Source organism: Microcoleus sp. B3-A4, from assembly GCF_036705385.1.
GTDB lineage: Bacteria > Cyanobacteriota > Cyanobacteriia > Cyanobacteriales > Microcoleaceae > Microcoleus.
Genome location: NZ_JAUBUI010000014.1, coordinates 71,825 through 94,667 on the forward strand (window position 1 = coordinate 71,825; position 22,843 = coordinate 94,667).

Genomic DNA, 22,843 nt, shown 5'->3' on the forward strand with positions numbered 1-22,843 from the left:
TAGCGAAGTCAAGTTACGAAACTTTACAGCAGCAGTTGAGTGAACGCGAAAGTTCGATCGCTTCTTTGCAGCAGCAAGTCGCTGAAAAAGACCACCGGGAACACGAGTTTCAGCAACAGCTAGCAGAAAAATCGAGTTCGATCGAATCTTTGCAGCAGCAAGTGGCTGAAAAAGACCACCGGGAACACGAGTTTCAGCAGCAGCTAGCAGAAAAATCGAGTTCGATCGAATCTTTGCAGCAGCAGTTAGCAGAAAGAGAAAGCTCGATCGCATCTTTAGAGCAGCAATTAGCTACCGAAAAGCAAAATTTGGCAGAGCAATTGCAGCAAACCGTGTCGAAGTCGAGTTACGAATCTTTGCAACACGAGTTAGCAGAAAAGTCAAGTGCGATCGGCGACTTCCAAGTTCAACGAACCAAGTTGCAATCTCTAGAAAATCAATTGAGCCACAGTGCCGCGATACAGCGAAATTACGACGCTTTGCAGCAACAGTCTCAAGAACAGCTAAAAACCATCAAAGCTTTACGGGAACAGCTAGGTCAAATGCAGGCTGTGGCTGGGATTGGGGAAGCTTATCTCAACAAGTGGCGCCGTCCCTGATTCTCTCATCAGCACGGCACAGTCTAACGCTCCGGGTGCGCCCGGAGCACTTTACCCCTAAAACGTCCTCTAAACTCGGCCTCCTTCCTCTTGTAGCGATAGATTTCAACCTGTCGCTACAAGAGCTTTTTATTGCAAAATATGAGCATACTATTAAGAAATATTACAATAAATAAATTTATGACAGGCGATCGCACCCCTTTTGGTAAATCCAGTCCCACAGACACTAAGGGCCGCGTCACGGTAATTGGAGGTGGCATCGGCGGGCTAACAGCAGCCGCCCTGCTAGCCCGCAGAGGATACAAAGTGCTAGTCTTAGACCAGGCGATCGTCCCGGGCGGATGCGCTTCCACCTTCAAACGCAAAGGCTTTACCTTCGATGTCGGCGCCACGCAGGTTGCAGGATTGGAACCCGGAGGCATTCACCACCGAATTTTCTCAGAATTACAAATAGAACTTCCCGCCGCGACACCCTGCGATCCCGCTTGTGCGGTGTTTTTGCCGGGAGAAACCGCACCGATTAGCGTGTGGCGAGATCCGCAGAAGTGGCAGCAAGAAAGGCAGCGGCAGTTTCCCGGAAGCGAACCTTTTTGGCAATTACTGTCTGCATTGTTCAAAGCTAGCTGGAACTTTCAAGGGCGCGATCCAGTTTTACCGCCCAGAAACTTCTGGGATTTCTGGCAATTAATTCAAGCAGTTCGCCCCGATACTTTAATTACTTTGCCTTTCACTTTTATGACAGTGGGAGATGCTTTGCGGCTTTGTGGGTTGGGCGACAATTTGCGCTTGAAAACTTTTCTGGATTTGCAGTTAAAATTGTATTCTCAAGTTGATACCGAAGAAACGGCGCTACTTTACGCGGCGACGGCTTTAGGAGTTTCGCAAGAGCCGCAGGGATTGTATCATCTACAAGGAAGTATGCAGGTATTGAGCGATCGACTTGTAGAGGCGATCGAACGAGACGGCGGCAAAGTCCTGTTGCGGCATACAGTTGAAAGTATTGTCACCGCCAACGGCAAAGCCACCGGTACAGTGATTCGCAATCAAAAAACAGGCGAAGTTTGGACAGAAGCAGCCGATCGCATTGTTGCCAACGTGACAGCGCAAAATCTAGTAAAATTGTTGTCAAGCGAGCCAAGTGTCGGAAATTTAACAGATAATTTATCGGTTAAATCAGAGACTTCAGAGACAACAAATGAACTCCCAAATCAAATGGCAGGCTACAAATATCGAGTAGATAAATTGCCGCCCGCATCCGGTGCATTTGTCATATATTTGGGAGTGCATGAAAGCGCAATTCCGGAAAATTGTCCGCCACACCTTCAGTTTCTCTACGATTACGAAGGCGAGATTGGGGAGAATAATTCATTATTTGTTTCAGTCAGTCATCCGGGTGATGGGCGAGCACCGGAGGGAATGGCGACAATTATCGCTTCCTCATTTACTGATACTCGAATGTGGTGGAATTCGGTTGATTATGAAGGATTGAAGCAAAAATACAGCGCAGGGGCGATCGCCCGTTTGAGCGAATATTTCAATTTGACGCCAGAGTCGATCGTACACCAAGAAGCCGCCACACCCCGAACCTTTGCCCGCTACACAGCGAGAGATAGAGGCGTTGTGGGTGGCCTCAGCCAGCGAATACCAACCTTCGGGCCCTTCGGATTTGCCAACCGCACACCAATTAAAAACTTATGGTTAGTGGGCGACTCCACCCATCCGGGAGAAGGGACTGCCGGTGTTTCCTATTCTGCTTTAACAGTCGTGCGGCAAATGGAAGCCGCCTCTAAAATCTAAGAGGACATGGCAATGCCGTTTCCCTAGCGCCAAAAATAATTAATCGCGCGAGAGATGTAACTATCGCGCGATTAATTTTAGGGAATAGTTAACAGTTAACAGTTAACAGTCAACAGTCAACAGTCATTCCGGTGTCACCGGAATTGATATCAACTACATTCTCTGACTACTTGATAGAAATCTTTGCGCCCACAGCTTCAAGCTGTTTCTTCATTTCTTCAGCAGCATCCTTAGCAATAGCTTCCTTAACTGCTTTCGGTGCGGCTTCTACCAAGTCTTTCGCTTCCTTCAGACCCAGACCGGTAATTGCGCGGACTTCCTTCAGAATTGCGATTTTCTTGTCAGCAGGAACTTCTTCGAGCATGACAGTAAATTCGGTTTGCTCTTCTACTGGTTCAGCAGCCGCAGCAGCAGGGCCGCCCATCATCATCATGCCGCCGACAGGAGCAGCAGCGCTGACGCCGAAAGCTTCTTCAATTTGCTTGACCAATTCAGAAGCTTCGAGCAAAGTCAGAGACTTAAGTTTATCCAAGATTTCATCAGTTGCAGTAGACATTTTTTGAACTCCTAGTTCGATTGTAGATTGGGAATTTGAGACTTTCGATTGCTCATTAATTATTAGTTTCTCGTCTCCAGTCATCAGTTTGTTTCTCAAAACTAACGACTCTTGACTCGTGACTAATTACTAATGACTTACGCAGATGTGCTGTCTGCTTCTGCTGGTGCTTCTGCTTCAGGTTGTGCTGGTGCTTCTGCTTCAGGTTGTGCTGGTGCTTCTGCTTCTACTTCTGCTGGTGCTTCTGCTTCTACTTCTGCTGAACCGCCGTCTTTTTCAGCATAAGCTTTAAGACCGCGAGCGATCGAAGTAGGAACTTGATTGATACCCACAGCCAACTTGGTTGCGACACCGTTGATAGCGCCAGCAATTTGAGCCATGAGTTGTTCTTTCGACGGCAGATCAGCTAATGCTTTAACATCAGCTTCTTTCAGTACCCGTCCTTCCATCACGCCGCCGCGAAGTTCAGTCTTCTTAGAGACTTTTTGGAATTCTTGGTAAGCTTTAATCGCGCCGCCAATATCTTCTTGCACGAACACGAATGCCGACGTACCTGTCAGCAATTCTTGTATCGGCTGCCAGGTTTCGTTGCCTTCAACAGCAATTCGCATCAGTGTGTTTTTTGCCACTTGGCAACTGCTGCCTTTCGGACGCAAACGCCGACGCAAATCTGTGATTTCAGCAACAGTTAAACCTGTGTAGTCAATCACGATCGCCAGTTGAGATTCGCTCAAGGTTTGCTTGAGGTCTGCAATAATCTCATTTTTTACTGCTAAACTTTTGCCCATACTTATTTCACCTCCTTTTAGGATCGAAAATTGCCCGTCAAAAACCCCGACCTTCGAGCCGGGGCAGAGAATTAAAAATTAACAAGTCAGAATTAAAAAATAGAAATTTTCTAATCTTTGAGTCTTGAGTTTTTATTTCTTCAGCCTCGGCAGGAAATTAAGCGATCGGCACCTGCGGTCTTCAGCTTATTGATTTTTGATTAGGCTATCACCAGAAGGCAGACATTAGCAGGGGTCTGGCGTAAGTCTTGTGAGAGATTTACACAGACAGCCGAAGCTGTCTTTTACCTTCTGCCTTCTGCTTAATTCTTTCTACGCAGCATCAATTTTGCTATCGCGCAGGGCACTGATATCGACTTCGATCGACGGGCCCATTGTTGCTGATACGTACAAAGTGCGCCAGTAGCGACCTTTAGCACCAGAAGGACGGTTGCGGTCAACAGTTTCTTGCAAAGCATGAAGGTTGACGAGCAAATCTTCCGCTGAGAAAGCTGCCTTGCCAAACATAACATGAACGATGCCAGTTCGATCGGCACGGAATTCTAGTTTACCACCTTTAAACTCGTTGATCGCCTGAGCAATGTCAGTCGTCACCGTGCCACCTTTCGGAGAAGGCATCAAACCGCGCGGGCCCAACAACCGACCCAATTTTGCCACCAACGGCATCACGTCTGGGGTAGCAATCAGGCAATCGAAGTCCATCATGCCTTTCTGAATTTCATCGATCAACTCTTCAGAACCAGCAATATCCGCGCCGGCATTCAGAGCTTCTTTAACTTTTTCGCCCTTAGCAATCACTGCAATTCTGACTACTTGACCAGTTCCTTTTGGTAGCGATACAGTTGTCCGCAACTGTTGGTCAGTATATTTCGGGTCAATTCCCAAACGGATGTGAGCTTCAGCAGCTTCGCCAAACTTAGCGGTTGCTGTTTCTTTCAAAAGTTGCAGAGCTTCCAGCGGTAGATAAGGTCTGTCTTCAACTTTCTTTTGAAGTTCTTGCAGTCTTCGCGATACTTTCTTTGCCATTGTTATCTCCTGGGGTCAGTTGATTTTAGATTTTAGATTTTAGAATTGAGCCGTTTTGGTCATTTCAAATCTAAAACATTTGCGATTCTTAGCGAAGCTTTGCTTCTCCCCCTGAATCGACTTAGGACTTACGATTTGAGCTTGAAGATTTTAGCTTCAAAATCATGAATTACTGACAACTGCCAACTGGCAACTGACTTTAATCCGCGATCGCCACGCCCATATTTTTAGCCGTTCCTGCCACAATTTTCATAGCAGCCTCAACATCATTAGCATTGAGGTCAGGCATTTTGGTTTCAGCGATTTCTCGTAACTGAGCCTGTGTAATCGTCCCTACTTGCTTGCGATTAGGTTCTCCCGAACCTTTAGCAATGCCAGCGGCTTTTTGAATCAAAACCGACGCCGGCGGGGTTTTGAGAATAAACGTAAAACTGCGGTCTTCAAAAACCGAAATTTCTACCGGAACCACCAGACCCGCTTGGTCTGCGGTTCTAGCATTGTACTCCTTGCAAAACATCATAATATTGACGCCGTGCTGACCCAGAGCTGGGCCGATCGGAGGAGCTGGGTTGGCTTTTCCCGCCGTAATCGCCAACTTAATTACTGCAACAACTTTCTTTGCCATTAGTTAGTTCTGTTTCTGAACCTGATTGAACTCCAATTCTACAGGCGTATCGCGCCCAAAAATCGAGAGTAAAACTTTGAGCTTGTTTCGTTCCGGGCTAACTTCAATCACATCACCTTCAAAATCCTTAAACGGCCCGGAAAGTACCACAACGTGGTCTCCAGTAGACATCGATACTTTGACAACTGGTTCTGATTCCTGAGCGTTTCTGAAGATCCGTTCTACTTCTGAATGACTCAGAGGTAGCGGTTTGACGTGACCCCTGCCGCGCCCGTAGCGGCGTTTCTGCTCTGCCCCGACAAAATTAATTACATTCGGGGTATTCTTGATCACCTGCCACGTATCCTCGTCCATAAACATACGGATGAGTACGTAGCCGGGAAAGATTTTTTCATCTGACTGTCGCCTGGAACCGTCTTTGCCGACTTTGATCGCCGGAGTTTGCGGAATTTCCACTTGAACGATGCGATCGGCAACATCCAAAGTTTGAATCCGCTGATCCAAGTTTGCCTTCACCCGCTTCTCGCAGCCAGAGGCAACTTGAACAGCATACCAGCGAGCATCAATCTCGGGCACATCTGGCGATGCTGCCTGTCCCGTCGCTTCTGTGGAATACTCAGATTCTTCTGATGCAAAAGTCATGGCCCAAACACCTTTCCCGCGCCCCAGTTAAAGAAATTATCCACAAAATAGATCAGGCTTGCTGAGAGGATTACCATCAAAAGCACGGCCAAAGACTCGCTGATTAGCTGCTGCCTGCTGGGCCAAACCACTTTGTCGAGTTCTTCTCTAGTTTCCTTTAAAAAACCCGTAGGATTAAACCCAGGCGCCGTCATTTCTTGAGTTTCTTGAGCTTCGTCTTTTTTCGCCACGATTCAATCCCCCTTGCGATTTTAGATTTTAGATTTTAGATTTTAGATGGTGTGAGTGGCCCGCGGCTCTCAGATTTTGTGACACTAACCACTTACGCCCAAGTCCCAAATCTCAAATCTAAAGCCACGACTTTTTTACAAGCCCAACCTTTCAACTGTGTAACTGCCGATCGCCGAAACCGATGATCGAGAAGCCACACCGAGCATTTGTTGATGGCATTTTTTGCGAACCGCCCACAAAAATTAATTCTACCCGAAAGTTTGCGGTTTTGACTGTTGCCAGCCAATAATCCGGGCGCTTTCGGGCAGAATTTAAAGTTTGGTGATTCAGCGCGCCCTGGAGGACTTGAACCCCCGACATCAGGTTTTGGAGACCTGCGTTCTACCAACTGAACTAAGAGCGCACAGGTGAGGTTGCTGAAATTCGCTTAACCTCTAGATTTCTATTTTAACACAGTGCGCTCTTAAATGGAAAACTTTTTTTTGAAATTTCTCAATTTCCCATGAACCGTGAACCAAGGGGAAGCTGGGTGCATTCCTACAGGGAGCGATCGAACCGCTGTTTGACGCGAGTAGCTTTGCCCACCCGATCGCGCAGGTAGTAAAGTTTTGCTCTGCGGACTTTCCCGCGACGCATCACTTGGATGGTGGCGATGCGGGGCGAGTGAATCAAAAACACCCGTTCCACTCCGACGCCCTGAAACACGCGGCGGACGGTGATTGTTTCATTAATCCCGCCGTTACGCATGGCAATCACAGTCCCTTCGTAGGGCTGAACCCGTTCTTTGTTACCCTCTTTAATTCTTACGCCGACTCGCACTGTGTCGCCCACGTAAATTTCGGGGACTTGTTTATTGAGTTCTTGCTTGACTCTATTTATTTCTTCCGTTTCTATAGAACGGATTATTTCTGCGCCTTTCATGGGATTTACCAAAACTCACAATCCCTTATCATATATCGAAATGCCCGTTTTATGTCAAAAAATTTCTATGTTAGATACCTCTGGAGTCGTATTTCTGCAACTAGGGGCAATGGCTGCACTGGCCTTGTACGTCGCCGCCAACTTGGGGGCCAACGATGTCGCTAACTCGATGGGGACATCCGTAGGCTCGAAGGCGCTAACGCTGCGGCAGGCAATAATTGTTGCAGGCATACTGGAGTTTTCCGGCGCAGTGCTGTTCGGGCAAGGAGTTTCCGAAACTCTCGCAACAGGAGTTGTAAATGCAGAAGTGTTCGCGGCCAAGCCGCAAGTATTTTTGATCGGGATGGTGTCAGTGCTGATAGCTTGCGGGATCTGGCTGCAAATCGCTACCAGTCGAGGTTTGCCGGTTTCTTCATCCCATGCAGTGGTGGGCGCGATCGCGGGTTTTAGCTGTGTTGCAGCCGGAATAAATGCAGTTGATTGGCGAACCATCGGCACCATCTCCCTAACTTGGGTGGCGACACCTGTTGCCAGCGGTGCTTTAGCCGCACTATTTTACAGTGTGGTGAAGTATTCGATTCTCGATCGGCCAGATCCTCTATCTCAAATGCGCGAGTGGATACCTTGGCTGAGTGCAGCAATGCTGAGCGTGTTTGGCGTAATTGTACTTCCGTCTGTTGTGAATGTCGCTTTGGTGCAGACAGGGGCGATCGCCGCCGCGCACGATCGATTTGGCTGGAATCTTCCAATTCACGATATTGTCATAGGTATCGGGGCAATAGCTGCGATCGGCTTGACACTCAATAGCTGGAAAAAATTAGAATCAGTTGAGAAGGAAGAAGAAAGAAGGAAGAAGGAAGAAGGAAGAGGAGATAAGGGATTCGGCGCAAGTACAAACTCCTCCCCCACTCCGACACTCCGTCACTCTCCCATCGAGCAACAAATGGCGAGATTTCAAGTCTTGAGCGCCTGTTTTGTAGCATTTTCCCACGGTTCAAACGACGTAGGCAATGCAGTTGCTCCCCTAGCTGCGATCGCCTACATCCGGCGCACAGGTTCCTTTCCCTCAGAAGATTTCAGCGTGCCCCTGTGGATTTTAGTCCTCGGAGGCGCAGGAATAGTCATCGGTTTAACCCTCTGGGGCAAAAATGTAATAGCCACAGTCGGCGAAAAGATCATCGAACTCCAACCAAGCGGCGGATTTTGTGCAGAATTAGCCACAGCCACCACAGTCTTGCTAGCATCCCGCTTGGGTTTGCCAGTTTCCACATCCCACGCTTTAGTGGGTGCAGTTGTCGGAGTCGGGCTGATCAAAGCTTGGAAAACAGTACGCCTGCAAACTTTGCTGTCAATTGGTTCGGCTTGGCTGGTGACAATTCCGATCGCAGCAGGTTTGGCTGCTATCATCTTCAGCATCGCGCAATCCATTGGGCAATTTTAGATTTTAGATTTTAGATTTTAGATTGAGGCATTTCAGAAAAGTCAACAGTCAACAATCACAGATGTATGGTGCAACCGGAATTGATCTAATTCATCTGCGTTAATCTGTGTTTATCTGCCTGTATCTGCGGTTAAAAAAAGAGAATGTAAACCGCAGATGACAATGGATGGGCGCTGATTCACGCAGATGAAGATCAGATTCAGGACTAATAGCGCTTTCGCACATCAAACCCGGTTGCCGAACACAAGCAAGCCAAACGACCACTCAATCACTTAATTCCTCCTCAAAGCAATGCTCCAGCTTTTGAGCCAGCACCTCAACGTTAGGCTTTCTCAACATAGTAAGATGATTCCCAGGAACTCTAATCACCTCTACTCTTTGGGCCGTTAATTCACTCCAGCCAAGAGTCGGATCTTGATGATTCATGCTTAGCTTTTCCCTCGATCTAAACAGAGTAATTCGCTGCGGATAAATTTTCGGTACATAGCTGAGAGTTGCTTGACTATTAGCCTGAAATACAGTAAACATCGAAGGAATTGCCAGCTCGCGCCAGCTCCTTTCTTTTGACTCCTGAGATAGGATGCTAACCATAACAGCCTGTTTCCAATTCCAGCGAGACCAAAAATTAGTTACTAGATTAAGCATCTTATTTAATTTAGGAAACCTGGCAGCACTACCGCCAACTTGCACCTTTTCCGCAGCAGCCACTAAGCGAAAATAATCTACTACAAAAGGCCAGATAGAGCGCGAAACAGTAGTCATAATAAACTTGCAACCGTCCCAAAAAGAAGGTTTGTTAGCAGAAACCGGCGCTAAAGTATCCAGCACAGCAAGTAAGGCAACTTCATCCCCCGCTGCGAGCAACTGTTGAGCCATCTCAAAAGCAACCAAACCTCCAAAAGACCAGCCTCCTAAAAAATAAGGCCCTTTTGGTTGAACCGTACGCAAGGCTGCGATGTAGTCAGCCGCCATGTCTTCAATGCTAGTTAACGGAGAACTTTCGCCGTCAATACCCTTTGGTTGCAGCCCGTAAAACGGTTGATTTTCTCCTAGCTGAAATGCTAACTCGACATAAGGAAACACGACGCCAAAGATGGGATGGACGCAGAAGAACGGGGGATTTTTACCGCGAGGCTTAATTGCAACTAAAGGCGACCATTCCAGAGAATTTGTTCCTGAATATAGCGAATCTGCTAAACCTTCAATTGTCGGATTTAAAAAAAGAGCAGATAGCGGCAACTCGCGCTCAAATTGCTGGTTAATCTCATTGATGAGGCGGATTGCCAGCAGGGAATCTCCACCCAGATCAAAGAAGTTATCGCCAATGCCAACGCACTCTGCGTTGAGGATTGTGGCCCAAATTTTGGCAAGGGTTGACTCGGTTGATGTGCGAGGTGCAATGCAGCTTTGATCTATTGAATTGCTAGTTAGAGTTCCCGGTGCAGGTAGGCGCAGGCGGTCAATTTTGCCATTGGGAGTTAGGGGCAGAAAATCCATCGCCACAAAAGCACTGGGAATCATGTAATTGGGCAGTTGTTGTTTGAGGAAATTGCGGATTTCCCCGGGATTAAGCATCTGATTTTGATTGGGGACGACATAAGCAACTAGGCGTTTGTTGCCCGACAAATCATCCACAGCAACCGCCGCTGTTTCTTTGACTGCTGGATGCTGAACCAGCAGCGCTTCAATTTCTCCCAATTCTATTCGATAACCGCGAATTTTTACCTGTTCGTCAGTGCGGCCTAAAAACTCAATATTGCCGTCGGGAAAATAGCGAGCTAAGTCACCAGTTTTATAAATTCGTTCTCCTGCTTTCTGGCTAAACGGATTAGCTATAAATCGCTGGGCGGTTAATTCGGGGCGGTTCAGGTAGCCTCGCGCCAATCCGCTGCCGCCGATGTACAATTCACCGGGAATTCCAACGGGTACAGGCTGTAAATTTTTATCTAAAATATAGAGTTGAGTGTTAGCTATTGGGCGGCCGATTGGCGGTTTTTTGCGTGAAGCGAAGCTATCCCGCAGGGAATCGCCAATTTCGGCCAAACTTGACCAGACTGTGGCTTCTGTAGGGCCGTAAGCGTTAAAAAATCTGCGCCTGGAAGCCCAGCGTTTAACAATATCCGGGGAACAGGATTCGCCAGCACAGATGATTGTTTGCAGTGCGGGAAGTTCGGCGTTTGGAAGGACAGCTAGCAGCGAGGGCGGGAGGGTAGCGTGGGTAATAGCATTGTCCTGCAAAAATTGGATTAATGTTTGTCCGGGCAACAAAGATTCTTTTTTGGCACAGTAAAGTGTTGCTCCGGTTCCCAAGGCCATGACAATCTCAAAGATTGAAGCATCAAAACTTAGGGAGGCAAATTGCAAAATGCGGTGATTTGAGTTTAAGTTAAAAGCTTCTATTTGAGCTAGGGCTAAGTTGTAGAGTCCCCGATGTTCGATTAAAACGCCTTTGGGTTTTCCGGTTGAACCAGATGTGTAAATGACGTAGGCTAGGTTTTTTGGTAGGATATTTGTAGTTGGGTTTTCTGGGCTTTGTCGGGCGATAATTTCTCTGTCGGAGTCCAAACACACTACTGAAAAAACTCCGTAATTTTCCGGCTGCGTCAAGTTTTTTGCTAAGTGCTGCTGAGTTACTAAAATCGACACCTGAGCATCTTCTAACATGAAGTTAAGTCGCTCTTGAGGATAAGTTGGATCTAAAGGCAGGTAGGCTGCGCCTGCTTTGATAATGCCTAGCAATCCGACGATCGCATCTAAGGAACGTTCTACATAAAGACCCACTAAAACTTCTGGTGCTGCTCCCAATTGCTGCAAGTAACGTGCAAGTTGGTTGGCTCGGCTGTTGAGTTGGCGGTAGGTTAACTGCTGGTTTTCAAAGACGGCGGCGACAGCATCGGGCGTTAGCGGAGCCCTCGAAGAGGATCGCGCGACTCGCTCTTCAAATAGCTGATGGAAACACTGGTTTTGCGGATAATCTCTCTGAGTGTCATTCCCATCGATTAATAATTGCTGGTATTCTGGCGCTGTCAGCAAAGCCAAGTCGCTGAGGTGCTGTTTGGAATTGGTAACAATGGCTTCGAGCAGCGTTTGGAAATGTCCCGCCATGCGCGCAATTGTGCCGCTATCAAATAAATCTGTGCTGTAGACAAATTGCCCTTGAATACTTCCTGCATCTTCCCACAAGTGGCACTCTAAATCGAGCTTGGCGGTTCCCGCGTCAAAGTCGATCGCCTCGAAAGCGATTCCCGGCAATTCTAGCGCTGCTATAGGAGTGTTTTGCAGGCTAAAACTAACTTGAAATAGGGGGTTGCGACTCAACTCGCGATCGGGGTGCATTTCCTCAACCAACTTCTCGAAGGGCAAATCTTGGTGAACGTAGGCTGCCATTGCGACGTTTTTTACCCGATGCAATAGTTCCCGAAAAGTTGGGTTTCCTGATAAATCTGCACGCAGCACTAAACTGTTGACAAAAAAACCGATTAATGCTTCTATTTCGCTCAGGTTGCGATTGGCGATCGGCGTTCCTACTGCAATATCTACTTGTCCTGTATAGCGGTACAGCAAAGTTTTAAAAGCGGCTAGTAGAGTGATAAATAAAGTCGCGCTTTCTTGCTGGCTCAATGACTTTAGCGCCTCGCTCAAAGCAGGTGATAGTGTTATAAATTGTTTAGCGCCGCGGTAGGAGGGAACGGCTGGTCTTTGCCTGTCTGTTGGTAGATTGAGTGTGGTAATTCCGTTTAACTGCTGCCGCCAATAAGCTAACTGCGTTTCTAATACTTCGCCCTGCAACCATTGGTGCTGCCATTCTGCAAAGTCGGCGTACTGCACGGGCAGTGCTGGTAAGTGCGATCGCTCATTTTTTACAAATGCTGTGTAGAGCATTCCCAGCTCTCGAATTAGCACTCCAATCGACCAACCATCAGCCACAATATGATGTAAATTCAGCAACAATATATGTTCTGTTTCACTCAGTTGTAACAGCGTTACTTTAAATAACGGCCCTGCGGCTAAATCGAAAGGGCATTGCGCTGCATCGGTTGCGAGTTGCAGCGCTGCGGTTTCTTGCTGAGTTGGCGAGAGATTTTGTAAGTCGATTGTGGGGAGGGATACGGTTAAAATGGGAGCAATAATTTGTACGAGTTCCCCTTCCAAAAGCGTAAAAGTGGTGCGTAAAGTTTCGTGCCGCTGCACAATTTCGTTGAAGGTTTGCTCTAAGGATCTTAAGTTGAGCGAACCTGTTAAGCGGAGCGCTGTTGAGACATTATAGAAAGGATTGTCCGGTGCTAATTGATTGAGGAACCAAAGCCGCTGCTGAGCAAACGATGCGGGGAATACAAAAACTTCTATTTCTTGCTGCATATTTATCGAAATTGCACCTGTTCAACAGCCATCATTTTTATTAACTTTCTAGATTATATCTCTTGCACTCATTCACAAACTCTCTTGAAATTATCTGCGTTAATCTGCGTTAATCTGCCTTATATCTGCGGTTGACCGATCAAAAATTTATGCAAGAGGTTTATTAAAAGATGATAGCTTCCGCCGCCGACTATCGCGCGAAATCGGCACTAAAGCCGGAGCTTCACTTTTAGCATTCTTATCTTTTAAACTTTCCACAATCTTAGATAATTCTGCAATTGTCGGTGCTTCAAAAACCCGGCGCAAAGGCAACTCTACCCCGAAAGCATCTCGCACTCTAGAAACAAGCTGAGTCGCCAGCAGCGAATGGCCTCCTAATTCAAAGAAATTGTCCCGGATACCCACTCGCTTTATCCCCAAAACCTCAGCCCAAATTTTGACTAAAACTTCCTCAATAGAAGTATGAGGCGCAACATAACCGCCAGCCCATTCTAACTTAATCGGCTGCGGTGCAGGCAAAGCGAGGCGATCGACCTTTCCGTTAGCCGTCACAGGTAGCGACTCCAGCACCACAAAAGCCGACGGAATCATATATTCCGGCAGTTTTTCTGCTAGATAAGCCTGCAACTGTGGCACTAATTTACGCGCTGCTTTAGCTTGTAAGGGATTGTTAGCATAAGAGCGCCAAGGACGCAAGTTATCGCTTCTGGTTTCTCGCACAAAATCTCTAGTTTCGCCCCGTGCAAACACTACATCGTAGCGCCCTTGACTGTCAGAATTAGACCAACTAATATTAACATTATACGGAACTTCCAAAGCATACCACGCTTCGGGATCGACTCCTAAATCCTCGACTTTTTCCACGGCTTTCTGCAACTGACCTGCTGTTGGAATTTTATCGACAACAGACAGCAATTCTGCCGCTTTCACCGCAGCAGTTACCCGCGCATTAGGCACATTAGCAACTCTTAAAACATCGAGTTGATTTTTTTGCAATAATATTTGTTGGATATTGGTAACAGTCAGATTCTGGTTTTCAGCAGACCAATCCAGCCGTTTTTCTGCGCCCCACTCCCCTTTTGACGATGATTTTGGGCGTGCTGTTTCAGACGCAATATGCAAAATAGCATTGTACCGAAAATCAGTTAACTCATTGTGATAACTACCGCGAATTAATTGAATCTCTACGCTGCCAATCTGCGGAAAGCGGTGCTTTAATGCGCTAAAAAAATCTGGTTCAATAACTAACTCTGTTTCTTGAAAAATTTGCATTTGTACTCGCTGCTGCAACTGTTCGCCCGCGAGAGAAGGTTCGGCTTGATACAGTTGTACCGAAGCGTGGAAAGCTGCCAGCAACGGCAAGCTGCGGACATCTCCGATGAATATAAAGCCGCCGGGAGCAGTTGCTTTCACCGCACCTTCTAGCACCTGCACGAGATAGTCTATATTCGGGAAATATTGCACGACAGAATTGAGAATTACTGCGTCAAAAGCTGCTGTCTCTACTCCTTCAAAGTCAGTCGCCATTTTCTGAAGCAGCGTTACATTAGCTAACTGTTGATTTGCCAAGTGCTGCTGAATATAGTTGAGCGAAATAGGTGAAAAGTCTGTTCCGCAATATTGAGTGCAGCAAGGCGCAATTTGGAACAGCAACAAACCTGTACCGCAGCCAATTTCTAACACTCGGCTAGGCTGCAAGGCTAAAATTTGGGCGGCTTGATTGTTCGCCCAGTCGCGCATCTGTTCTGCTGGGATTGGCTGATTAGTATAACTGCTATTCCAGCCCACAATATTAAAGGTTGGATCTGACTCAACAGCAGGTTGATTGTAAGTTTCATTGTAGAGCATTTGCCACTGCAAAACCTGTTCGTCCTGCAATTGCATTATTTGGTTTTTTTCGCTGGCACTGCTATATTCTGCATTCAGGGCAATATAAGCTACTAAACGTTTATCTCCCTGTCCATCTTCCGAAGCTATTGCTACAGTTTGCTGCACGGCCGGATGTTGAGCTAATTGTGTCTCGATTTCTCCTAATTCGATGCGGAAACCGCGAATTTTTACTTGTTCGTCAATGCGTCCTAAAAATTCAAGGTTGCGATCGCCTCTGTAGCGCACTAAATCGCCGGTTTTGTAAATTCGCTCTCCTGAATTTGGTTTAAACTGAGATGTTGCACCATTATCGAGAACAGGCAAGATGCCTGTTCCACAATAAAATTCATCTCTTGTGGAACAGGCATCTTGCCTGTTCCTAAACAAGTCATGGAGAATGGTGCCTGAATTTGGTTTAAAAGGATTGGAAATAAATCGTTCTGCGGTTAAATCGGGGCGGTTGAGGTAGCCGCGAGCGAGTCCGTTTCCGCCGATGTACAATTCGCCAACAACGCCGATCGCCACTGGCTGCAAATATTTGTCTAATATGTAGATTTGAGTGTTAGCAATGGGGCGGCCAATTGTCGGGGCGATGTCTGTTTGCTCTGTTACAGGAATATAACCGGAAGTTGTGACGACGGTGTTCTCGGTTGGGCCGTAATTATTTACTAGCTTAAATCGATGGGATTTTAAAGGATGTTGTTGCAGTTTTTCGCCGCCTGCGAGCAAGATTCGCAACGCTGTTGTTTGAGGCCAATCTAATAGCAAAACTTTCTCGGCTAAAGGTGTTGGCAAAAAGCTAATGGTGATGGCTTTTGATACTAACCAGTTTTGCAGTTTTTCAGGATCTCGCCTAATGTCATCTTCTGGAAAGTAGATGCTAGCTCCCGCGCCGAGATAAGGCCATATTTCCCACCCGCAAGCATCAAAGCCGATCGCTGCAATTTGCGTTGCTCGATCGCCCGCTGACACCCCAAACTCTCTTTGATGCCAAAAAACGAGATTTAACAAGCTCCCGTGCTCAATTTCCACTCCTTTCGGCTTTCCCGTGGACCCGGAGGTGTAAATCGCGTAAACCAGATTTTCGGCTGTGGCTGCGCTGGTGGAATTGTCGGCGATTTCTTGGGAAATCATCTCCCAGTCTGTGTCTAAACAAACTATCTGTAAATTGGGCGAGCGCAAATTCTCTACCCATTGCTGCTGAGTTAACACAACAGATAATTGAGCATCTTTTACCATAAAGCTCGATCGCTCAGCAGGATAACTCGGATCTAAAATTAAGTAAGCTCCTCCCGCTTTCAGGATACCCAACATCCCCACGATCAGATCGAGCGATCGCCCGCAGCAAAGCCCGACTAAAACTTCCGCCCCAACCCCCATTTTTTGCAAATAACGTGCTAGTTGGTTGCTGCGGAGATTTAGCTCTCGATAGGTGACTCGCTCATCTCCAAATACCAGCGCCACCGCATCCGGTGTCCGATCGGCCTGCATTTCAAATAGCTGATGGATGCACAAATCTTGCGGATAATCCGCTTGAGTATTGTTGCATTCAACTAACAAACGATCGCGCTCTTGGGAACTCAAATATTGCAAGTTTGCTATGCGCTGTTCGGGATTTGTCACAATGCTTTCTAACAAGGCTTGAAAATGCCCGATCAGGCGGGTAATCGTAGCTTCATCAAATAAATCGGCGCTGTAAATAACCATGCCGCCGATACCCTCCGAGCTATCAACCCACAGCTTATTGCTGGGCGATTGGTTGCTTCCCGAGCTGTTGGGCGATCGCTCCCACAAATGAAACTCCAAATCAAACCGCGCTGTACCCACATCTAACTGCTGCGGGCTGAGTGTTAATTCTGGCAATTCTAACCGATTCCCCGGCGCGTTTTGCAGCGCAAACGCCACCTGAAATAAGGGATTTTGGTTCAACGCGCGATCGGGGTGCAGTTCTTCTACTAACTTCTCAAACGGCAAATCTTGGTGAGCGTAAGCTCCTAATGCTACCTCTTTGACTCGGTTTAAAAGTTCCCGAAAAGTGGGATTTCCCGACAAATCTGTACGCAACACCAAACTGTTGACAAAAAAACCGATTAATGCTTCAATTTCACTGCGGTTGCGATTGGCGATCGGCGAACCTACAACAATATCTTCTTGCTGCGCGTAATGATAAAGCAACGTTTTAAAAGCTGCCAGCATTGTCATAAACAGCGTCACTCCTTCGCGCTGGCTCAACGTTTCTAAAGCCTCGCTCAGTTGTTTTGGCAGTTGCAAAAATTGCCTTTTGCCTCGGTAGCTTTGAATTGCTGGCCTGGGGCGATCCGCAGGCAAATTTAGCATAGAAATGCCGTTTAACTGCTGTCGCCAGTAAGCAAGCTGCGTTTCTAAAACTTCCCCTTGCAGCCATTCGCGCTGCCATTTTGCAAAATCAGCATACTGGATCGACAAAGCCGGTAAAGGCGAAGGTTTTTCGCTAGCAAATGCCGTGTAAAGCGCGCCTAATTCCTGAATTAGCACTCCGATAGACCAACCATCGGAGACAATGTGGTGCATATTCAGCATTAGTAAATATTCGGCATCATCTAACTGCAATAATGTGACTCGCAGCAACAAGTCATTGGATAAATTGAAAGAGCGTTGAGCTTCCTGGGCCGTGAGCCTGTTTGCTTCAGTTTGTCGAGATTCCTTTGGCAAGTTTCGCAAGTCCACTACATTAATCGGGAGGTGGAAAGCGGCACCTATTCTCTGAACAGGTTGCCCCGAAACTACTGCTAAAGTCGTGCGTAAAGCTTCGTGGCGGCGCACAATTTCATTGAAGGTTTGTTGCAGCGCCGAAAAATTGAGCGAACCTGTCAAACGCAATGCTGCGGGAACATTATAGAAGGGATTGTTCGGTACTAATTGGTCGAGAAACCACAAGCGCTGCTGTGCAAAGGAAAGCGGTAGATTTCCGTCCCGCCCCAGAGGAACAATCGGTGTAGGAGTTAAACTAGAAGTACGATTAGCTGCTTTTAAAAAGGAAATAATTTCGGCTTTTTTATGAGAAATTTCGACCCGTAGTTCGGGTGTAATAATTCCTTCGGGAGCGTTGCAGCGCAGGATCTCGCCCTCAACAAAAATATTAATATCTAGACTGCGAAGGTAAGATAAAAACTCAACTAACTCCACCCTGACAGAATCTCTGGCATTTGGCGATGAACTCGATATTTTTGGATCGGGCATTTTGAGTCATCCTGTCATTACTTGGGCAAATCAATAAATTAAATTCCACCAGCGCACAAGTTAAGAGCTTAACTTACCGCTTGCTTACTGTGGCCTAACCTGAGTATGATTCTGTGTGAATCCGCAACCCAAATTCTACCCAAGGTTTCAGCTTATGCCGTTCATGCCCTTCAATTTTCTGTTTCTATGGCTGGTGGGATTGCTGTCCGTCGGGGTACTTGGCGGAGGTATATACATTATTTACGAATGGTACATCGGCGAACTTGTAGGGATTTCCTACTTAGTCAGCGGAGTCTTGATGCTTCTTTGGTCTGTTGGCGGCCGCTTTATCAGTTTGCCCCTGTTCCGCCGCCCCGGTGCTGACGAACCCAAGCCGACGCGGACGGGTACGGTGCAGCGGGTAGAGAGGCCTGATGGCACTATTTTACAAGTAGAATTCTACGGCCCAGAGGACGGACAGCCGATTATCCTCTCACATGGTTGGGGGCCGAACAGTATGGTTTGGTATTACGCGAAACGGCAACTAAGCGATCGCTTCCGAGTGATTGTTTGGGATCTTCCAGGTTTGGGAAAATCCACTAGACCAAAAAACAGCGACTACTCCCTAGAAAAATTTGCCCGCGATCTCGAAGCAGTCATTGCCATAGCAGGAACTAAACCTGTTATCCTACTCGGACACAGCATGGGCGGCATGATTTCTCTAACATTCAGTCGGCTTTTTCCAGAACTTCTGGGTAGTCGAGTAGCTGGTTTAATTCTGGTAGATACGACTTATACTAATCCCCTCAAAACTGCTATTTTTAGCGGTTTATTACGCGCTTTGCAAAAGCCGCTGCTCCAACCTCTGCTCTACCTCACCATAGCTCTTGAACCCATTATGTGGGGAATGACTTGGCTGAGCTATCTCAATGGTTCACTGTACATCAGTGTAGAAGTATCGGGATTTAAAGGCACTGAAACGCGCGGTCAATTAGATTTCTCAGCTTTCTTATCAGCCTTGGGTTCTCCCGGCGTTCTCGCTCGCGGCACACTGGGAATGCTCAAATTTGACGAAACAAAAACTTTGCCATCAATTGACATTCCAGTGTTGGTGATCTGCGGCGATTCAGATATCGCGACTACCCCCCCAGCTAGCCTGCGAATGAAAGCAGAATTACCTCAAGCAGAGCTAGTTACTATAAAGCGAGGAGGACACATGGCATTAATCGAGCACAACCAGCAGTTTGCAGATGCTGTCAGGGCATTCTGCACTGAAATTTCGTGACTAAAAATGTGAGTTAAAACTGAGATATTTCAGCATTCTCAAGAACAGGCAAGATGCCTGTTCCACAAGACATTAAGTTTTTTGTGGGGTGGGCGGGACGCCCGCCCTTGAAAAACTATTACACAGCACCGATTTATTTGCGCCAACCTCAAAATTCCACATCTTCTCGCTCATTTTCGTCGGTTCTGGGAGTATCCCAACCTTTCGCAGCCCAGCGCATTGTTTCAATGTATTTTGCCAGACTCGCCACAGTCGGAGCCTCAAACAAATTGCTGACCGATAACTCGACTTGCAAAGCGTCTCGGATGCGAGAAATCAACTGAGTTGCTAGCAGGGAATGCCCACCTAGCTCAAAGAAATTATCGTAGATACTAACCTGCTGTTTTCCCAAAACTTTCGCCCAAATTTTCCCGATCGCCTTTTCGAGATCAGTCCTAGGCGCTACATAATTTTCTGTTATATCCTCGCTGTCTGTCTCTAGATCGGGCAAGGCGCGGCGGTCTACTTTGCCATTAGGCGTCAGTGGCATATTCTCCAACACTGCATAAGTTGCAGGAACCATATATCCTGGTAACTTTTCTTTCAAAAATTGGCGCAATTCACTTAATTTTAGATTGGAAATTTCTGATTTTTCATTGATGCCGTCAGGAATAACATAAGCTACCAAATGTTTATCGTCGGGGATGTCTTCCCTCACAATTACTACTGCTTCGCGCACTTGTGGATGCTGGCACAAAGCCGCTTCAATTTCTCCCAATTCGATGCGGTAGCCGCGAATTTTTACTTGGTCGTCAACGCGGCCTAAAAACTCGATGTTGCCGTCAGCTAAATAGCGGCCTAAATCACCTGTTTTATAAAGGCTAGAACCCGATTTATTGCTAAAAGGATTAGGAATGAATGCAGCAGCAGTTAAATCCGGCTGGTTGAGGTAGCCTTTTGCCAGTCCGTCACCGCCGAGATACAATTGACCCATAACACCGATCGCCACCGGCTGCAAATCCGCATCCAGGAGATAAATTTGCGTGTTGGCGATCGGGCGGCCGATGGGGATAGATGTTGCGGTTTCGGGTACGTCTTGCACGCAATAATAAGCCGAAAATGTGGTATTTTCTGTAGGCCCGTAAACGTGAATTAATAGAGTAGTTTGCGCCTGTTTTAGAAGTTTTTTAACCCATCTCATATCGACTGCTTCTCCGCCAAACAGCAAGCAGCGCAGCGAATTAAAAGCTTGCGGTAAAACTCTAGCAATTTGTTGAAATAAGGCAGTTGTTAAAAACAAAACTGTGATGCCTTGTTGGCGCAGTTCTAAGGCTAAATCGTGAGGCGAAAGGGTAATATTTGTGCTAATTCCCACGAGTTGAGCGCCGTTAAGCAAGGCTCCCCAAATCTCGAATGTGGCTGCATCGAATGAAGCGTTTGATGCTTGGGCAATTTTATCGGTAGGTTCTATTTTTATATAGTTGGTGTTGAGTACCAGCCGATTTACTGCTTTGTGGGTGACAGCAACTCCCTTCGGTTTTCCTGTTGAGCCAGATGTGTAAATAACGTAAGCTAGGTTGTCTGCTGTTACGGTGTTGGCGGGATTTTCGGCGCTTTCTTTGGCTATGTCTTCCCAGTCGCGATCGAAGTAAATCACCGAGTTTGAGAAGTCTCGGAAATTCTCAATCAATTTATCTTGAATTAGCAAGACTTTAACTTGAGCATCTTCCAGCATCAAGTTTAGCCGATCGCGCGGATAGCTCGGATCTAACGGTAGGTAAGCCCCTCCCGCTTTCAGTATAGCCAACATTCCGACAATTAGGTCGATCGATCGCTCTGCACAAAGCCCCACTAAAACCTCCGCCCCCACGCCCAGTTTTTGTAGGTAGCGCGCCAGTTGGTTGCTGCGACTGTTGAGTTCTCTGTAAGTAAGGTGCTGGCTGTCGAAAGTTAGGGCGACATCCTCCAGATGCTGCTCAACTCGCTCTTCAAATAACTGATGAATGCACTTATTTTGAGGATAATCTGTGCGAGTATCGTTCCATTCTCTGAATAATTGATTCACTTCATCCTCGCTCAATAAAGGTAAGTTAGAAATTCTTTGTTCGGGATTAGCTACAATGCTTTCCAGCAGCGTTTTAAAATGCCTCAGCATTCGGGTGATCGTAACTTCATCAAATAAATCTGTATTGTACACAGCTAACCCTCGGAGTCCTTCCGAATCTTCCCAATCTTCGCCGTATCTGCTCCTAAAATTATCGGAAGCTTCCCACAAATACAGCTCTAAATCAAAGCGCGTGGTTTGAGTCTCCAAAGGGAAAGAACTCAACTTTAATTCTGGCAATTCTAGCTCGTCCAGCGGCGCATTTTGCAGCCCGAATACCACTTGAAACAGCGGGTGGCGATTCAACGAGCGCTCTGGGTGCAATTCCTCGACTAGCTTCTCAAAAGGCAAATCTTGGTGAGCATAAGCTCCCAGGGTTACTTCCCGCACCCGGCCCAAAAAATCTCGAAATGTGGGGTTTCCTGAGCAGTCTGTTCGCAGAACTAAAGTATTGACAAAAAAACCGATTAATGCTTCTATTTCGCTGCGATTGCGATTGGCGATCGGCGAACCTACAACAATATCTTCTTGTTGCGAGTAGCGGTAAAGCAAAGTTTGAAATGCTGCGAGCACTGTCATAAATAAAGTCGCTCCTTCTCGCTGCGAGAGCGCTAAAAGTGCGTTTTTTAGCTTTTTAGGCAGTTCTAAATATTGAGTTTTTCCCCGATAATTTTGCCTAGCTGGTGCAGGGCGATCGGTCGGCAAATTTAACACAGAAATTCCGTGCAATTGCTGTCGCCAATAAGCTAGCTGAGTTTCTAATACTTCACCTTGGAGCCATTCGCGTTGCCACTCGGCAAAGTCGGCATATTGAAGTGATAATTCTGGCAGGGCAGATGGCTGTTGATTTATCAAAGCTGTATAGATAACCTCCAGTTCTCGAATTAGCACACCGATCGACCAATCATCGGAGGCTATGTGGTGCATATTTAGCAATAGAATATGCTCGGTTTCTGTCAGCCGCAGGATGGTTACTCGCATCAGCGGCCCGGTGGATAAATTGAAAGGGCGAAGAGATTCTGCTGCGGAGAGTTTCTTTGCTTCTGTTTGCCGTTGTGCAGGCGGCAAATCTTGCAAGTCTAATACTTTTAAATGAGTCTTGAAAGCGGGAGAGATTATCTGTACTGGTTGACCTGCTACCGCTGAAAAAGTGGTTCGCAAAGTTTCGTGTCGCTGCACTATTTCGTTGAAGGTTTGCTCTAAGGCTGTTAAGTTTAGGGAACCAGTTAAGCGCAGTGCTGTTACTACATTATAGAAAGGGTTTTCCGGTGCGAATTGGTCGAGAAACCACAAGCGCTGCTGGGCAAATGATGCCGGAAAGACACATACTTCGGCTTCCTCAGAAATATTCAGTTTTTCTATATCGTTTGTAAAGGAATTGTCATAAATTTCGGATGCCATATCTGTTGCTCTTCGGGGATGG

The 22,843-nt window shown here is 46.9% G+C and carries 13 protein-coding genes, 1 tRNA gene, 3 pseudogenes and 1 other annotated feature; of the genes and pseudogenes, 4 read left to right on the forward strand and 13 right to left on the reverse strand.

Features of this window, described 5'->3' with window-relative positions; translation table 11 throughout:
- Both QUB33_RS09190 and crtD read left to right on the forward strand, forming a co-directional pair.
- A pseudogene (locus QUB33_RS09190) lies at positions 1-599 on the forward strand (CopG family transcriptional regulator); the annotation flags it as partial.
- 180 nt (positions 600-779) lie between these two features.
- Positions 780-2,396 carry a C-3',4' desaturase CrtD gene (gene crtD / locus QUB33_RS09195; protein ID WP_333349652.1) on the forward strand — a complete coding sequence of 539 codons (1,617 nt, stop codon included), beginning with the start codon at positions 780-782 and terminating at the stop codon, positions 2,394-2,396.
- Between the two features lie 166 nt (positions 2,397-2,562).
- Here crtD and rplL read toward each other — a convergent pair whose 3' ends face one another.
- The 9 genes from rplL to rplS all read right to left on the reverse strand — a co-directional run bounded on the left by rplL (position 2,563) and on the right by rplS (position 7,185).
- Positions 2,563-2,952 carry a 50S ribosomal protein L7/L12 gene (rplL, locus tag QUB33_RS09200; protein ID WP_333349654.1) on the reverse strand — a complete coding sequence of 130 codons (390 nt, stop codon included), beginning with the start codon at positions 2,950-2,952 and terminating at the stop codon, positions 2,563-2,565.
- Between the two features lie 137 nt (positions 2,953-3,089).
- Positions 3,090-3,740, reverse strand: a complete 651-nt coding sequence (rplJ, locus tag QUB33_RS09205; RefSeq protein WP_333349656.1) for a 50S ribosomal protein L10 — start codon at positions 3,738-3,740, stop codon at positions 3,090-3,092.
- Positions 3,741-3,769: 29 nt separating this feature from the next.
- Positions 3,770-3,943: a sequence feature (ribosomal protein L10 leader region), on the reverse strand.
- Positions 3,944-4,052: 109 nt separating this feature from the next.
- Positions 4,053-4,766 (reverse strand): 50S ribosomal protein L1, encoded by a 714-nt coding sequence (gene rplA, locus QUB33_RS09210; RefSeq protein WP_333349658.1) that lies wholly within the window; start codon positions 4,764-4,766, stop codon positions 4,053-4,055.
- A gap of 199 nt (positions 4,767-4,965) precedes the next feature.
- The gene (gene rplK / locus QUB33_RS09215) at positions 4,966-5,391 is read right to left on the reverse strand and encodes a 50S ribosomal protein L11 (RefSeq protein ID WP_006635588.1); all 426 of its coding nucleotides are present in this window, start codon (positions 5,389-5,391) and stop codon (positions 4,966-4,968) included.
- Between the two features lie 3 nt (positions 5,392-5,394).
- Positions 5,395-6,033 carry a transcription termination/antitermination protein NusG gene (gene nusG, locus QUB33_RS09220; protein WP_242721257.1) on the reverse strand — a complete coding sequence of 213 codons (639 nt, stop codon included), beginning with the start codon at positions 6,031-6,033 and terminating at the stop codon, positions 5,395-5,397.
- Positions 6,030-6,263, reverse strand: a complete 234-nt coding sequence (gene secE, locus QUB33_RS09225; RefSeq protein WP_333286707.1) for a preprotein translocase subunit SecE — start codon at positions 6,261-6,263, stop codon at positions 6,030-6,032. The genes nusG and secE overlap by 4 nt, the downstream gene beginning before the upstream one ends.
- A gap of 151 nt (positions 6,264-6,414) precedes the next feature.
- Positions 6,415-6,624 carry a hypothetical protein gene (locus QUB33_RS09230; RefSeq protein ID WP_333209416.1) on the reverse strand — a complete coding sequence of 70 codons (210 nt, stop codon included), beginning with the start codon at positions 6,622-6,624 and terminating at the stop codon, positions 6,415-6,417.
- Positions 6,595-6,667: transfer RNA gene (locus tag QUB33_RS09235), tRNA-Trp, on the reverse strand. The genes QUB33_RS09230 and QUB33_RS09235 overlap by 30 nt, the downstream gene beginning before the upstream one ends.
- 134 nt (positions 6,668-6,801) lie before the next feature.
- Positions 6,802-7,185: a 50S ribosomal protein L19 gene (rplS, locus tag QUB33_RS09240; protein WP_242721249.1), complete on the reverse strand. Its 384-nt coding sequence runs from the start codon at positions 7,183-7,185 to the stop codon at positions 6,802-6,804.
- Between the two features lie 40 nt (positions 7,186-7,225).
- On the opposite strand from rplS, the gene QUB33_RS09245 reads away from it, so the two are divergent.
- Positions 7,226-8,626 carry an inorganic phosphate transporter gene (locus QUB33_RS09245; RefSeq protein ID WP_445299517.1) on the forward strand — a complete coding sequence of 467 codons (1,401 nt, stop codon included), beginning with the start codon at positions 7,226-7,228 and terminating at the stop codon, positions 8,624-8,626.
- Positions 8,627-8,890: 264 nt separating this feature from the next.
- On the opposite strand, the gene QUB33_RS09250 is transcribed toward QUB33_RS09245, so the two are convergent.
- The 3 genes and pseudogenes from QUB33_RS09250 to QUB33_RS29640 form a co-directional block, all read right to left on the reverse strand.
- Positions 8,891-12,985 carry an amino acid adenylation domain-containing protein gene (locus tag QUB33_RS09250; RefSeq protein WP_333349662.1) on the reverse strand — a complete coding sequence of 1,365 codons (4,095 nt, stop codon included), beginning with the start codon at positions 12,983-12,985 and terminating at the stop codon, positions 8,891-8,893.
- Positions 12,986-13,132: 147 nt separating this feature from the next.
- Positions 13,133-17,839: pseudogene (locus QUB33_RS09255) on the reverse strand (amino acid adenylation domain-containing protein); the annotation flags it as partial.
- Between the two features lie 33 nt (positions 17,840-17,872).
- A pseudogene (locus QUB33_RS29640) lies at positions 17,873-18,073 on the reverse strand (TubC N-terminal docking domain-related protein); the annotation flags it as partial.
- Between the two features lie 154 nt (positions 18,074-18,227).
- On the opposite strand from QUB33_RS29640, the gene QUB33_RS09260 reads away from it, so the two are divergent.
- On the forward strand, positions 18,228-19,337 hold the full coding sequence (locus QUB33_RS09260; RefSeq protein ID WP_333349666.1) for an alpha/beta hydrolase: 1,110 nt from the start codon (positions 18,228-18,230) through the stop codon (positions 19,335-19,337).
- Positions 19,338-19,485: 148 nt separating this feature from the next.
- Here QUB33_RS09260 and QUB33_RS09265 read toward each other — a convergent pair whose 3' ends face one another.
- A complete protein-coding gene (locus QUB33_RS09265) occupies positions 19,486-22,821 on the reverse strand; it encodes an amino acid adenylation domain-containing protein (RefSeq protein ID WP_333349668.1) in 3,336 nt (1,111 codons plus the stop codon).
- Between the last annotated feature and the right edge of the window lie 22 nt (positions 22,822-22,843).